Source organism: Halomicrobium zhouii (genome assembly GCF_900114435.1).
Classification (GTDB): Archaea; Halobacteriota; Halobacteria; order Halobacteriales; family Haloarculaceae; genus Halomicrobium; species Halomicrobium zhouii.
In genome coordinates this window covers 741,801-755,640 of sequence record NZ_FOZK01000001.1, presented here as the reverse complement: position 1 = coordinate 755,640, position 13,840 = coordinate 741,801, and the positions used below count along the sequence as shown (strand labels likewise).

16 protein-coding genes are annotated in these 13,840 nt (G+C 65.9%); 7 read left to right on the top strand and 9 right to left on the bottom strand.

All coding sequences use genetic code 11. The annotated features are described in order from the left end of the window. Positions 1-11: 11 nt before the first annotated feature. The 5 genes from BM337_RS03575 to BM337_RS03560 form a co-directional block, all read right to left on the bottom strand. The gene (locus BM337_RS03575) at positions 12-725 is read right to left on the bottom strand and encodes an ABC transporter ATP-binding protein (RefSeq protein WP_089813974.1); all 714 of its coding nucleotides are present in this window, start codon (positions 723-725) and stop codon (positions 12-14) included. 61 nt (positions 726-786) lie between these two features. Further along, positions 787-1,464, bottom strand: a complete 678-nt coding sequence (purQ, locus tag BM337_RS03570; RefSeq protein WP_089813973.1) for a phosphoribosylformylglycinamidine synthase I — start codon at positions 1,462-1,464, stop codon at positions 787-789. Beyond that, entirely contained in the window at positions 1,461-1,715 is a 255-nt protein-coding gene (gene purS / locus BM337_RS03565) for a phosphoribosylformylglycinamidine synthase subunit PurS (RefSeq protein ID WP_089813971.1), read from the bottom strand. Before purS ends, purQ begins: the two co-directional genes overlap by 4 nt. Before the next feature lie 108 nt (positions 1,716-1,823). Continuing rightward, positions 1,824-2,426 carry a hypothetical protein gene (locus BM337_RS20400; RefSeq protein ID WP_143117626.1) on the bottom strand — a complete coding sequence of 201 codons (603 nt, stop codon included), beginning with the start codon at positions 2,424-2,426 and terminating at the stop codon, positions 1,824-1,826. Positions 2,427-2,472: 46 nt separating this feature from the next. Beyond that, positions 2,473-3,576, bottom strand: coding sequence for a PKD domain-containing protein (locus tag BM337_RS03560; protein WP_089813969.1), 1,104 nt, complete (start codon positions 3,574-3,576; stop codon positions 2,473-2,475). A 180-nt stretch (positions 3,577-3,756) separates the two neighbouring features. Here BM337_RS03560 and BM337_RS03555 point away from each other — a divergent pair, with 180 nt between their 5' ends. Next, entirely contained in the window at positions 3,757-4,740 is a 984-nt protein-coding gene (locus tag BM337_RS03555; protein WP_089813967.1) for a formyltetrahydrofolate deformylase, read from the top strand. 154 nt (positions 4,741-4,894) lie between these two features. Here BM337_RS03555 and BM337_RS03550 read toward each other — a convergent pair whose 3' ends face one another. Both BM337_RS03550 and BM337_RS03545 read right to left on the bottom strand, forming a co-directional pair. Then, entirely contained in the window at positions 4,895-5,290 is a 396-nt protein-coding gene (locus tag BM337_RS03550; RefSeq protein WP_089813965.1) for a CHY zinc finger protein, read from the bottom strand. A gap of 46 nt (positions 5,291-5,336) precedes the next feature. Next, the gene (locus BM337_RS03545; RefSeq protein WP_089813962.1) at positions 5,337-6,365 is read right to left on the bottom strand and encodes a phosphoribosylaminoimidazolesuccinocarboxamide synthase; all 1,029 of its coding nucleotides are present in this window, start codon (positions 6,363-6,365) and stop codon (positions 5,337-5,339) included. Between the two features lie 116 nt (positions 6,366-6,481). Between BM337_RS03545 and BM337_RS03540 the strand changes: the two genes are divergently transcribed. The 6 genes from BM337_RS03540 to BM337_RS03515 all read left to right on the top strand — a co-directional run bounded on the left by BM337_RS03540 (position 6,482) and on the right by BM337_RS03515 (position 11,811). Next, positions 6,482-7,513, top strand: a complete 1,032-nt coding sequence (locus BM337_RS03540) for a sodium:calcium antiporter (protein WP_089813960.1) — start codon at positions 6,482-6,484, stop codon at positions 7,511-7,513. Between the two features lie 148 nt (positions 7,514-7,661). After that, entirely contained in the window at positions 7,662-8,366 is a 705-nt protein-coding gene (locus tag BM337_RS03535; RefSeq protein WP_089813958.1) for a right-handed parallel beta-helix repeat-containing protein, read from the top strand. Between the two features lie 69 nt (positions 8,367-8,435). Next, positions 8,436-9,797, top strand: coding sequence for a 7,8-didemethyl-8-hydroxy-5-deazariboflavin synthase subunit CofH (cofH, locus tag BM337_RS03530; RefSeq protein WP_089813956.1), 1,362 nt, complete (start codon positions 8,436-8,438; stop codon positions 9,795-9,797). Between the two features lie 30 nt (positions 9,798-9,827). Then, a complete protein-coding gene (locus BM337_RS03525; RefSeq protein ID WP_089813955.1) occupies positions 9,828-10,223 on the top strand; it encodes a hypothetical protein in 396 nt (131 codons plus the stop codon). Between the two features lie 83 nt (positions 10,224-10,306). Next, the gene (locus BM337_RS03520) at positions 10,307-10,978 is read left to right on the top strand and encodes a hypothetical protein (protein ID WP_089813953.1); all 672 of its coding nucleotides are present in this window, start codon (positions 10,307-10,309) and stop codon (positions 10,976-10,978) included. 146 nt (positions 10,979-11,124) lie between these two features. Continuing rightward, positions 11,125-11,811: a hypothetical protein gene (locus BM337_RS03515; RefSeq protein ID WP_089813951.1), complete on the top strand. Its 687-nt coding sequence runs from the start codon at positions 11,125-11,127 to the stop codon at positions 11,809-11,811. Positions 11,812-11,833: 22 nt separating this feature from the next. Here BM337_RS03515 and cofG read toward each other — a convergent pair whose 3' ends face one another. Together cofG and BM337_RS03505 are read right to left on the bottom strand one after the other, a co-directional pair. After that, a complete protein-coding gene (gene cofG, locus BM337_RS03510; RefSeq protein ID WP_089813949.1) occupies positions 11,834-12,949 on the bottom strand; it encodes a 7,8-didemethyl-8-hydroxy-5-deazariboflavin synthase subunit CofG in 1,116 nt (371 codons plus the stop codon). A gap of 139 nt (positions 12,950-13,088) precedes the next feature. Next, complete coding sequence (locus tag BM337_RS03505; protein ID WP_245778593.1) at positions 13,089-13,751, bottom strand: DUF8056 family protein; 663 nt, start codon at positions 13,749-13,751, stop codon at positions 13,089-13,091. Between the last annotated feature and the right edge of the window lie 89 nt (positions 13,752-13,840).

Genomic DNA, 13,840 nt, shown 5'->3' with positions numbered 1-13,840 from the left:
TCGACGGTCGCTCACGCGACCACCTCCATGAAGACGTCCTCGAGGTTGGCCACGTCGTAGCGCTCCAGCAGTTCCGCGGGCGACCCCTGGGCGACGATCTGTCCGTCGTTGAGCAGGCCCACCCGGTCACAGAGATACTCCACTTCGAGCATGTCGTGGGAGGACAGCAGAACCGAACGGTCCTCGTCGGGGTATGACTTGATGATCTCCCGGACCTTGCGGGAGTTGCGCACGTCCAGGCCCGACGTCGGTTCGTCGAGGATGACCAGGTCGGGGTCGGTCATCAGCGCGCTGGCCAGCAGTAGCTTGCGGGTCATCCCCTTGCTGTACTCGCCCGCGGCGTCGTCGATGCGCTCGCCCAGGTCGGCCATCTCGACGCCCCGGTCCAGACACTCGTCGGCGTCCCCGTAGAAGTCCGCGACGAACCGGAGGTTCTTCCGCCCCGAGATGGACTCGTAGGCCCCCGCCTCGTCGGGCAGGTACCGGATCGACTCCCGGACGTCGATCGCCTCCTGCTCGACGTCGTGGCCGCAAACGGTGACGTCGCCGTCGTCGACGTGCAACAGCGTCGCCAGCGTCCGAAGGGTCGTCGACTTGCCCGCGCCGTTCGGGCCGACGAGGCCGAATATCTCCCCGCGTCGGACCTCGAAGGAGACGCTGTCCAGCGCCTGCACGTCGCCGTAACGCTTCGCCAGTTCGTCGACGGAGACCGATGGCCGCGACATCTCGTATCTTGCCGACACGTCCGGAGGAACGGGTTTGAACGTACCGGTACGCGGTCGAAAACTACTCCGCGAAGCCCTGCAGGACGCCCTGGCCGTCGACCGGCCCGACGTCGGGGAGCGACGCCCGCTCGGGGTGGGGCATCATCACTGCGACCGTCCCGCGCTCGCCGACGATTCCGGCGACGTTGTGCTTCGACCCGTTGGGGTTCGACTCGGGCGTCACCTCGCCCTCGGCATCGCAGTACTTGAACAGGATCCGGTCCTCAGACTCCAGTTCGTCGAGACGGTTGTCGTCGATCTCGTAGCGACCCTCGCCGTGGGCGATGGGAAACTCGACGACCTCGCCTTCCTCGTACGCGCTGGTCCACGGCGTGTCGGCGTTCTCCACCCGGAGGTGGACGTGCTCGCACTGGAACCGTGCGCTCTCGTTGGTCGTGAACACCCCCGGCGTCAGTCGCGACTCACAGCCCACCTGCGCGCCATTGCAGACGCCCAGCACCGGAACGCCCTCGTCCGCGGCCTCGCGGACTTCGGCCATGATCGGCGACCGGGCTGCCATCGCTCCCGCGCGGAGGTAGTCACCGTACGAGAACCCGCCGGGGAGCATGATCCCCGAGACGTCCGCCGGCAGGCCGTCCTCGTGCCAGACGATTTCGGCGTCGATGCCCAGATGTTCGAGGGCTTGCACGGAGTCGCGGTCGCAGTTCGACCCGCCGAATCGGATGACGGCGACTGTCATTCGGCCTGCTCGACCTCCACGTCGTAGTCGTGGATGGTCGGATTCGCCAGGAGCCGCTCGGCCATCTCGCCGGCCCGCTCGGCGGCGTCGTCGGCGTCCGCGGCGTCGAGGTCGATCTCGTAGCGGTCGGTCGAGCGCAACGCGTCGAGTTCGAAACCCAGCCGGTCGAGCGCGCGCTTGGTGGTCTCGGCTTCGGGGTCCAGCACGCCCCGCTTGAGCCGAACCGTCACCGTGGCGGTGTACGCGGTCATTAGGTGTTGGGCGGTGTGGGCCGGAGAAAACGCTTGTGTTCTGGTGGTCCTCTGAGCTTGTGGAAAGTCTGCGTAAATTAGATTAATAGCGTCACCAGATGAGGATGATTAGTCTTCGTAGTCCGGATTGGCCGGTCCGGGTTCAATCGTATCGTAATACTTGAGAAGATATTTTCTTTCACTCACATCACCTGTTATCATTTTCATTGCGCGATCATAGGTAGTATAGGCAGTCTCATAAATTTCTCCAGCAGGCGTAATAGCAACTACATTAACCCGTTTCGGTACCCAAGATTGGTTGACCTCAGAATTGTTTTTGCTTATGAATCGTTCTACACCAACCACATATCCAAGAGAGATATTTTCTCGTTCCCGACCAGTATATAAGTCACTTTTCGGATTCTTCATTTCATACTTTAAGTATAGTGTACTGTTTGCAGAGTGAATTCTTGTTTCAAGTACATTGACTCCGTTGTTTTCTACTCCTTCAACATAACCGGTTCGGAAAGTGTCATATTTTTCCTTTTGGGTCAGTTCAGGGGTAGATGTTGGGGTAGAGGTCACTCGGCGATCTTCTGTGGGGGTAGGGCTGGTCGCTGGAGATGGAGTTGTGGCATTTTCGGTAGCAGGTGACGAAGGGGGTTCAGTTGGACCAGTACAACCAGCTAAAGGTGCGATTAGTATCACTAATCCAATCACGAGCTTCATCATACTCTTCGAATTTTGTAATATTATCTCATTTGTCATTATATTCTAATCACATGTATCTTCGTGTGGAAGGTGGTATACTGGACTCTATAGGAGGTAGTGAGGAATCTGTCGAATCCGAGTCAGCGGAAGATTCAGATGACGATGTGTCAGAAGAATCGCCATTATCCGACCGGCTCCTTCCTGGGTTTTCAATTTGGTAATCGAAAACAGGGCCGAGTGTGGGAACTAGAGTATTCTCAAAATTTTGATTAACCGTATCACGGGTGAGAGCCCCGTTAGAGTTCTTCTGAAGTTCGTCAACCTCTCCCTCAGTCATCATCTGAACGATTCTTCCCGCGGTATTGTCGTACAAATCCAGCCCCTCCTGCCCGTTCTGTTCCAGCACATGATCCTCGTAGATCATGTCCGCCCCGGATTCGGGCGTACAGCCGATGAACTCGCCGTCGAAGCCGAAGTACGGCGACCCGCCGTCGGGACAGTGCTCGTGGTCACTGTAACCGCCGAGGACAGTACTGGAGTCGACGTAGAGGAGAAGCGACGTCGTTTGCGAGTACCCCCTGCTGTCGACCACAGTCGCGTTGAGCCGGTAGGGCTTCGTCTCGGAGAACGACCGGTTCACCGTCACGGTCTCGTTGTTGCCGGAGAGGTCGACCGTCCGTTCGACCGAGCCGTTCTCGATCCAGTACAACTGGCTGAGGTTGGCGCTGCCGGCCGAGGCGTTGACAACGAACGATGTCTGCGAGTCCGGTGACGTCTCGCCAGGGCCGAGCAGCCCCACCGACGGACCGCTGGCCTCCTCGACGGTGACGTAGAGGGTGTCGGTCCGGGTCGCGCCGTCGTCGTCGGTGACGGTGAGGTTCGCCGTGTAGTTGCCGGTCTCGCTGGGCGTGAACTGCGTCCGGACGCTGGCGTCGTCGGCGGTGTCGACGGGCGTCCCGTTCGGACCGGTGATCTCCCACGACACGGTGGCGAGGGAGCCGTCGGGGTCCACCGAGCCGCCGGCGTCGAGGTACACCGTGGTGCCGTTGTCGACGGTCTGGTCGAGGCCGGCCTCCGCGAGCGGGGGCTCGTTCCCGTCCGCGGCACTGGCGCCGGCGAACAGCGCCGCTATCGCGACGACTACCAGGACGGTGACCCCCAGCCGTGCCATCGTACGTTCAGGTGGCACCGCGACGACATATATAATTGCGGAAAACTGTCCGGGCAATGAAGGTGCAATCTGGTGAACGAAACGTCGACCGCCGACGCCGTCGACGAAACGCGAAGGTTTTTGGCTCGCGCTGTCGGATTCGGGAGCAATGACCGCCGGTAGCGCGACGAGGTGGGCCACATGACGCGCCACCTCACGGAGATAACCGTCGTCGGCGAGGACGACACTGGCCTCATCGCGGAGGTCACCTCGCTGCTGTTCGAGCGGAGCATCAACATCGAGGATCTGGACCAGGCCGTCCGCGAGGGCGTGTTCCGGATGACGATGCACGTCGACACGGAGGGGATGGTCTGCACGGAGGAGAAACTCCGGGAGGACCTCGACGAACTCGGCGACAACCTCGGCGTCGACGTCCAGGTTCGCTTCCCAGCCGAGCGCGAGACCCAGTCGATCGCCGTCCTCGTCACGAAGGAGAGCCACTGCCTGGAGGCGCTGTTCGAGGCGTGGGCCAGCGGCGACCTGGAGGCCGACATCGACGTCGTCATCGGCAACCATCCCGACCTCCAGCCGCTCGCCGAGAAGTACGACGTCCCCTTCCACGACATCGGCGACGAGAAGGGGACCCCCGACGAGGACGAACTGCTGGACCTGCTGGCCGAGTACAACGCCGACCTGATCGTCCTCGCGCGCTACATGCGCATCCTCAGCCCCGACGTCGTCTTCCGGTACGAGAGCCGGATCATCAACGTCCACCCGAGCCTGCTCCCCTCCTTCCCGGGCGCCTCGGCGTACATGCAGGCCATCGAGGAGGGCGTCCGCATCGCCGGCGTCACGGCCCACTACGTGACGACGGACCTCGATCAGGGCCCGATCATCACCCAGCGGGCGTTCAACGTCCCCGACGACGCCAGCGAGGAGGAACTCCAGCAGATCGGCCAGCCCCTGGAGGCCGAGGCGCTGCTGGAGGCCATCAGGCTCCACCTCGCCGACGAGGTCACCGTCCACCGCGGCCGGACCAGGCTCCGTGACGCCGACGACGTCGAGGCCCAGCTGGGCGCCCCCGCTGAACTCGACGATATCAATCCAGACCGACCCATCGACGGACTCGGCGAGATCGTCGCGGGAGCGGACGACGAGGACGCCGAGGTCGAGGCTGATGACTAAGCCACCAAGGACTGCGCGCTAGCGCGTCCGAGGACTTAGGCAGCAGCTTCGCAGAAGCGGACGACTAGGCCAGGGAGGGCCGCTCGCAAGAGCGTGCCCGACCCCGTAGTCGGACGGTTCGCAGAGGCGGACGACTAATCGCCCGAACGCGAGCTCATTCTCCCACGGCGAAGTAGCGGTCCCGGTGGCGCCGGCAGCCGGGATTGAACGCCGCTCCGCACTCGGGGCAGGAGTCGTCGCAGTCGAGGTACGCGTCGACCGACAGCGTCGCGCCACAGCTACCGCAGAGGACTGCGGGCCGGTCGAACCGGTCCGGTGAGATTCGCCCGGGCTCGTGGTCGGTGACCGCTTCGTGGCAGCGAAAACACGGGTAGTAACAGTCACAACAGGCGAACCGGATCGCGACCACGTCGCGGTCTGAGTCGTAGTGGTCACAGCGGGTCGCAGGGTCGACGGCGACGCCGCGAAGTGGAACGGAGAACCGGTCGTCTGCGTCGGGGGGCGCCGTAGTTCGCCGACGAACGCCGTTCTCGGTCGTGTGGTCAGTCATGGATTTCCGTCGTCTCCCTGGAGAAGCGAGAGAGCCGCCGTCGAACTCAGAGGTCGCGGACCTGCTCGACGGCGTCGTCGAGCGACGGCGCGTCGAACACCGCGCGGCCGACGTAGGCGTTCGTCCCGGCACAGTAGAGGTCACGAGCGGCCTGTATCACGCCCGCGTCGAGCGGTTCAGGTGACTCCTCGCACAGCGACTTCCAGTCGGCGAGGCCCTCGGCGTCGGCCCGTTCCTTGGCCTCGGAGACCGCGGCGACCCAGTCTGGCTGGGTCCGCTTGTGGTACTGGCGGACGACTTCCTTCGAAACCTGCTGACCGTCGTAGGCGAAGCGGTTCTCGTCGAAGGTGCCGACGACGTCCGCGACGCGAATCTCGCCCTGGTAGTAGAGACACTCGATCTTGCCGTCCTGGTGGACGAGGTCGGCCTCGGCGGCCTGCTCGGTGACGACGCGATTCACCTCTCGGGCGACGGCTTCGAGGTCGTCGACGTCGGCGACGCCGGCGATTCGGTCGGCCGCCGCCCGGTCGAGATAGCGGTCCTGCTCCTCGTACTTCGTGGAGAACTCGACGATAGGGTCGTCCAGTTCGACGGTCTCGGCGGGCCACTCGTCGAGGTCGAGGCCGTGGTCGGCGGGGTCGGTGCGGGAGCGGAGCGAGGAGCCGACGCCGACCCGGTTCCGGAAGACGATCTCCAGGGGGACCAGGTAGTTCTCGCCGGCGTCGGCGTGGTAGGCGTCGTAGTCGTACGCGCTGGATTCGAAGGGGAGGTCCGGGACCTGCGTGAGTTCGATGGCCATCTCCCGGGGCGCGACGCCGTCGTCGAGGGCCGCGTCGAGCGAGAGGGTCTCGTCTTCCAGCACGACGCCATCGTAGTGCGTCGGGACTCCCTCGGCCTCCAGCAGTTCGAAGTTGAACGCGCCCATGGTGCACAGCGAGGCCCCCTTGTCGGGGATCTCGTCGGGCATCTTCCCCCAGTCGAAGACGGAGTAGTCGTCGGTGAAGACGAACGCGCCCCGGCCGAGGTCGTCGGCGGTGGCGGGTTCGTCCACGCGGAACTCCTTCACAGAGGTCATTGGCGAAGGCTCTCGGGCCCGGACCAAAGACGTTTCTCACTCGCGGTCAGCTCCGTCCATGCGCGCTGGCCGCCGTCCCAAAACAGCTATTCGGCTGGTCTGACCAGTGTGACCCCATGGCTGGATCGACCGCGTTCGCAGCGGGGATCGTCGTGGTCGCGACCGGGGCCGTCTGGCTCGGGAGCGCCTGGCTCGAATCCGCGAGCGAGGATCTCTCGGGGTACTACGGCCTCCCGCAGGTCGTCCAGGGATCCATCGTCGCCGCGGTCGGGTCGAGCTTTCCGGAGCTGGCGACGGTCGTCTTCTCTGCAGTCCTCACGGAGTCGCTGGGGCTCGGTGCCGGCGCCATCGTGGGGTCGGCCATCTTCAACGTCCTCGTCATCCCGGCGGTCGCCGGCATCTCGACCGAGGAGGACATCGAGGCCAACCGGACGCTCGTGTACAAGGAGGCCCAGTTCTACATGCTCGCCGTCTCCGCGCTGGTGATCACCTTCGCGATGGCGGTCATCTACAACCCGGATACGACCGTCGACTACATCGCCGGGACGCTCACCCGGCCGCTGGCGTTGATCCCGCTCGGTCTCTACGGGCTCTACCTGTTCATCCAGGCCCAGGACACGGCCGACTACGTCGCCGATCCGTCCGCCGGCGAGGGGGTCGACGTCGGTCGGCAGTGGGGTTTCCTGCTGGCCGGGCTGGTGGTCATCCTGGTCGCCGTCCACGAACTCGTCGGCGCTGTGGAGACGCTCGGGACGGTCGCCGGCGTCCCCGGGTTCATCATGGGGGTGACCGTCCTCGCGGCCGCGACGAGCCTCCCCGACGCGCTCGTGAGCGTCCGGGCCGCCCGTGACGACCGCGGCGTCGCCTCACTGGCGAACGTCCTCGGGTCGAACACCTTCGACCTGCTGGTCGCCATCCCCGTCGGCGTCCTCATCGTCGGCCACTGGTCGTTCAACTTCGCGCTCGCGATTCCGATGTTCGCCGTCCTCACCCTCGCCACGGTCCTGCTGTTCACCGTCCTCCGGACCGAGCTCGCCCTCTCGACGGCCGAATCGGTCGCCTTGCTGGTCGCTTACGGGCTCTTCGTCGCGTGGGTCGTCCTCGAAACCGCGACGAGCGTCGTCGACTACCTCCCCGCCGGCGGGTGAGCGCGGCCCGGGAAAGCCCTCGTTTGTCCGCTCTAGGGTCGGACAATACTCAGCCCGCTCGCGTTCTCGTTCCCCCTACTCGGCCCGGCTGTGGCGCGTCTCGCACAACGGACCTGTTAACAATAGGCCGATGGCGCCATCCCGGGGTATGGATCGAACGAGATCGACCGTCGTCGCCGTCGCCGTCCTGCTCACGACCGCGATCGCCGCGCCGGCGCTGGTCGGAACCGTCGCCGCACAGGGACAGGGCCAGCAGATCGGCGAGTGTACGACCATCGACGAGTCCGGAACGTACGAACTGAACGGATCCATCGGCGTGAACGACTCGGCGAACGCGAGCGCCGTCAGCGACGACGGATCCACCGACGTCGTCGCCACGTCCGGAGATTCGAACGAGACGTCCCTCCCGAACGAGACCGGGGTCGTCGCAGCCGATGCGAACACGAGCGCCTGTCTCGCCGTCGAAGCCAGCGACGTCACCCTCGACGGGAACGGCTACACCGTCGACGGGAGCGACGCGAGCGCGCTGAACCTCACCGGGAACGGGACGGCCAACGCGACGAACGTGTCGGACAATGCGACCGTCTCCGACGGTGCGAACGCCTCGGCCGACGTCAACGAATCGGTCGTCAACGGCATCGTCGTCCGCCCGGGGACCGAGAACGGCACCGTCTCCAACGTCACCATCAGCAACGTGACTGTCCAGCACTGGTACGTCGGCGTCTACGTCCAGGACGCACAGGACGTGACGCTCGACAACGTGACCCTTGCGAACAACACGGTACCCGGCTTCCGCCTCGACAACTCCACCGGCCTGTCGATCCAGAACGTGAACCGGAACACGACCCGGTGAAACTGACGGAAAACCAGCCGTTTCCGGCTTCCCGCACGTTTTTACCGTGGTCGCCGTAGGAAGCGCCAGATGTCGGACGCCTCACGGTCGCCGAACGTGCCCCGCGACGAGTTCGACTTCCGTCACCGGCCGGAGACGGACCAGTCCTTCGAGAACGCGCTGGCGAAGGCCAGGGACGGCGAGCGCCTCACGGTCGACGACGGCGTCGAACTGCTGACGACTGGCACGGACCACGAGCGAATCGACCCCGTCCGGAAAGAGCAGGTGCTCGAAGCGGCAGACCGCCGCCGCGCCGAGGTGGTCGGCGACGAGGTGACCTTCGTCGCGAACCTGAACAACAACGTCACCACCGCGTGCAACACGGGCTGTCTGTTCTGTAACTTCAAGGACCGCTCCGAGAAGTTCCGCTCCGCCAACGACGAAGAGCACGGCGGCTTCACGAAGACGCCGAAAGAGTCCCGCCGCATCGTCGAGGACGCCCTGGAGACGGGCATCTACGAGGTGACCTCGGTTTCGGGCCTGCACCCCGCCTTCGCGCTCGACGACGAGCACCGCGAGATTATGGAGTCGAGTGAGCGCGACGACCTGAACTACCGCCCGCCCGCGGAGTACGACGTCGACCCGGGCACCTACTGCGAGCAGATGACGGCGATGTCCGTCGGCGGCGTCCACCTCCATTCGATGACGCCCGAGGAGGCGTACCACGCCCGCCGTGGCACCGACTGGAGCTACGAGGAGGTGTACGGCCGCCTGAAAGAGGCGGGACTGAATTCGGTGCCCGGCACTGCCGCCGAGATCCTCGTCGACGAGGTGCGCGCGGAGATCTGCCCCGGCAAGATCCGCACCGACGAGTGGCTGGAGGCGATGGAGGCGGCCGCCAGCGTCGGCCTCCCGATGACCTCCACCATCATGTACGGCCACGTCGAGAACGAGATGCACCGCGTCATGCACCTGGAGCGACTCCGCGACCTCCAGGACCGGACGGGCAACGTCACCGAGTTCGTCCCGCTGTCCTTCATCCACCCGGACACTCCCCTCTTCGAGCGCGGCATGGTCTCCGGCGGCGCGACGACGGCCGAGGACGAACTGATGATCGCCGTCTCCCGCCTGTTCCTCGACAATATCGACCACATCCAGTCCTCGTGGGTGAAATACGGCGACGAGCAGGGCCTGAAGATGCTCGCCTGTGGCGCCGACGACTTCATGGGCACCATCCTCTCCGAGGAGATAACCAAGCGCGCGGGAGGGGGCTACGGCGAGGCACGCTCCTTCGCGGAGTACGTCGAGATGATATCCGCCGTCGGCCGGACGCCCGTCGAGCGCTCGACCGACTACGAGCAACGGCGCCAGATCGACCCCGACGACCCGCCGTTCGGCCCGGAACTCGGCCCGCAGGCCGACGGGACGCCGCTGGTGCCGCGAAGGGAATGATTATCTGACAGGAGCCGGAATCGGCTCCCGATGCCCGACCCCCTCCGCGGTGCCCTCCGGGAACGAACGACGGTGGGCTCCGTTCTCGGCTGGGCGACCATCGCCGCCATATTCTGGCTCATGTTCGACGGTGCGCTGGTCCAGGTCGCACTCCTGGTCGCACTCCTCTTCAGTATCGATTCGATCGACGTCCTGGGCGACGTCTACGGGTTCAGTTCCGCGATCAAGCCGCTCGTCGTCGGCATCGTCGGTCTCTCCGGCATCGGCGCGATACTGTTCCTCGAATCGGTGGCGATGTTCGACGAGCCAGGAGGAATCTGGCAGTTCCTGTTCCTCGCCGCCCTCACCGTCGCCGGCTGCTGGATCCTGTACGACGGCGTTCGGCGACTCCGCCGGGAAGGCGTCTGGGCCGACGCCGCCGGATAGATCTGGACGCGGCCGTCAGCGGTCGAACGCCGCCGGTGCCGCAAACAAAATGACTAATGGACACGAGGGAGAGACCACGATTGATGACGGACGCCCTCCAGGACGCTGACGAATACCGAGAGAAACTCCAGTCAGTACTGGAAGGGCTCGCCGTCGCCGGTGGCATCTACTGGCAAATCCGAACGTCGACACTATCGTTGATCGACGCCGTCGTCGTCATCGCCGTCCCTGTCGTAATTATCGGTCTGGCGGGTTGGCTGATCGAAGCGTACGACCTGCGGTCGGCCGTGAAGTCACTAGCATTCGGCGCGGTCGCGACGACGTACGGCGCCGCGCTGTTCGTCTTCGGCGGGGTCCCGCAAGCGGTCGCCGTCGGATTGTTTGTCGTCGGCGCGTGGTTCCTCTTCCACGCGGTCCAGGTCGTCCGGCACGATGGCCTCTACGCCGACGGGAGCGGTCCCCCAGACCGACCCGGCGTCCCTCGCGACGACGTCGCCCGGCAAGTCGACTACGCGCTGCGCGACAGGCCCAGAACCAGGCGGGAACTCTGCGACGAACTCGACCTGGACGCGGCGGCCGTCGACGACGCCCTGGCGACGCTCGACGAGCGGCGCGTGCTCACCCGCGAGGGGAGCGAACTCAGGACCTGTCGGACGCCAGGCGAAGCGCCGGGTTCCATCGCCAGGATTCAGCGCGCAGTCAAACGGGGCGCCAGCCGCCTGGCGCGTCCGGTCACCGTGGAGTTGCAGGGATGAGTGGAACCGACGGATGCTGACCAGTAACATCGAGTTCTCGCCCGTCCGAAGCACCGACCGGTAGCGATCGGTGCGGACTTTGTCGACCAGATCGGTCGGCACCTCGACGGAAATGATTATTTGACGACACGCCGAACCGCCGTCCGATGGCAGAGACCCTCCGCGGTGCGGTTCGAGAGCGGGCGACCACGCGAGCGCTGGTCGGATGGGTCGTGGTCGTCGCCGCCCTGTACGCGCTTCTCGGATCCTCGCCGCTACAGCTCGCGACGTCGCTCGCGACGGGCGCCGTCGTCGGCGCCGCCCGGCTTCTCGCAGAGGTGTACGACCTCCGGGACGAGGTCGAGACGCTCGCGCTCGGCATGATATCACTGGCCGGCGGCGCCGCGCTGGTCGCCGTCGAGGGCGACAACCAGTCCGTCGGCGTGGCCTTTCTGCTGGTCGGCGCGTGGACGGCCCTCGACGCGGGACAGGTCCTCCGTCACAGAGGGCTCGCCGATCCCTCGAAAGCACGGGACGGGCGCGACGTCTACCGCGACTACCTCGCTCGGCGGGTTCACGAGGCCGTCCGGGACCGACGGCGCACGCCACGCGAACTGCGGGAAGCTCTCGACGCCGAGGGCGAGGAGGTCGACCGGGCCGTCGAGGAACTCCGGGAGCGTGGTGTCCTCCGGCGCGTCGGCGGCGAACTGCGTTCCGTTGACGACGACGAGCGGGCCGACCGCGGAACGCTCGCACGAACGCGGTCCGCAGTGAGGGCGGGGCTCCACCGGCTGGCGCGCCCCATCGCGATAGAGTTCGAGTCGGAGTCGTCTGCGACGGGCGACGTTCGATGAAGTCAGGCAGCGACGGGCGCCCTCAGGCCGGATTCTCGCCCGTCCGGAGCACCGATCGGAAGCGCTCGCCGTGGACGTCGTCCCATTCGATGGCCTCGCGGATCCGGTCGGAGACCCACTCCGCGTCCCCCCTGCTCTCGTCGACGAACCGCTCGTAGACGGGCAGGCGTTCCCGGAGCGGGACGCCGGCCTCGTCGGCGATGTCTTCCAGTTCCCGCAACGCCGGCCAGGCGTAGTCGGGGTTGATGTGGTCGTCGGTGACGGGCGACACCCCGCCCAGGTCGTCGACGCCGCAGTCGAGCAGGTCGCGGGCCGGGGCGAGGTTCGGCGGCACCTGAACAGAAATTTCGTCGGGCAGTCCAGCACGGGCCATCGCCGTCACGCGCCGCATCGTCGCCAGGTCGGGCGTGCCGTCCGTCCAGCGCTCGTTCTCGACGACAGGCTGGACGATGACCTCCTGGATGTGCCCGTAGCGCTCGTGCAGCTCGCGGATGGCCAGGATACTCTCGGCGCGGTCGGCCCAGTCCTCGCCGATGCCGACCAGAATCCCCGTCGTGAACGGGACGGAGAGTTCGCCGGCGTTCCGCAGCGTGTTGAGCCGCTGGCCGGGGTTCTTGGCTCGCGGGCCACCGTGTGCCTGCACGTCCGCCGTCGTCTCCAGCATCACGCCCATCGAGGCGTTGACGTCGGCGACGGTGGCCATCTGCTCGCGGGTCTGGTCGCCGGGGTTGGCGTGGGGGAGCAGGCCCTCCTCCAGCGCGATCTTGCAGGCCTCGCGGAGGTAGGTGTGGATGGAGTCGTGGCCCCACGAGTCGAGCTGGTCGTGAATCGCGTCGTAGCGCTCGTCCGGGTCGTCGCCGAAGGTGAACAGCGCCTCCGTACACCCCGCGTCGGCGCCGCGGGCACAGACGTCGCGTACCTCGTCGGGTGCCATGAGTTCGGCCTGCCCGGGCGGGTCGTAATAGGTGCAGTAGGTGCAGGTGTACCGGCACGCCGTCGTCAGGGGGACGAAGACGTTCCGCGCGAAGGAGAGTTCCGGCGCCGCGTCGACGTCCGCCGGCGTGACCGCCAGGAGGCGGTCGACGCGCTCCTCGTCGACAGTCAGGTCCACGTCGTACTCGGCGGCGCCGGGTATCACTGCTACGGGCTGGGAGCGCCTCGGGCAAAAGGGTTCATAGTGGTGGTTGTAACTTTTTACCGACGTTCGACGGCACCGGCCACGTCGAACGCCGGCAAGGGCTTACAACCACCACTATCAGTATCGGCGAAGCGCGGGCTCAGGACGCGCGCCGACCGGCCAGCACGATGAGCACGGCGACGGCCAGCGGCGGCACCAGGCCGGTGAGCGGCGGACGGCCATAGAGGAACTCGATAAGTGGTGCGAACGGTCCCGTGACGGCCTCTTGCAGTCCGGGCGGTACCGTGATGACGAGCGCGACGAACAGCGATCCCACGAAGACGTAGCCCAGCGCCGCGAGCGTGGCGTCGTAGCGGGCGGACGAGACCCCGCGGCGGTGGCGACGGGCGACGAACAGGATAGGGGCGAGCAGCGGGGCGACGACCGTCAGCCCGACGAAGACGAAGAAGGCCCGCGAGAAGGAGAAGGAGCCGCCGGGGGCGCCGGCCGTCGCCCCGATCAACACGACGACCGAGAGCCCGAACAGCAGCGCGACGGCGAGCGCCAGGAACCCACCCACCAGGGCGTAGCTCTTGAACAGGTAGGACTCGCTCGACCAGAAGGCGTAGGGGAACGCGCCGAACACCCCGGCGTAGGAGTCGTCTTCGGAATCGGACGCGTCGGCCTGGTCGTCCGAATCGCCCCAGTCGTCGGCCGTCGCACGTTCGTCGGCGTCGTCCCCGGGAACGGCGGCGGCGAAGGAGTCGGCGACATCGTCACTGTCGACTGAATCACCGACATCGTCGGTCGCGTCGTCGGCCATTGGCCGGGTGTTACCCCGCTCCGGGGTTAAGCCCGGTGGTTTCACCGGCCCGCGCGGCGACGGAAGTGGCGGGTACTTTTATCGGCCCC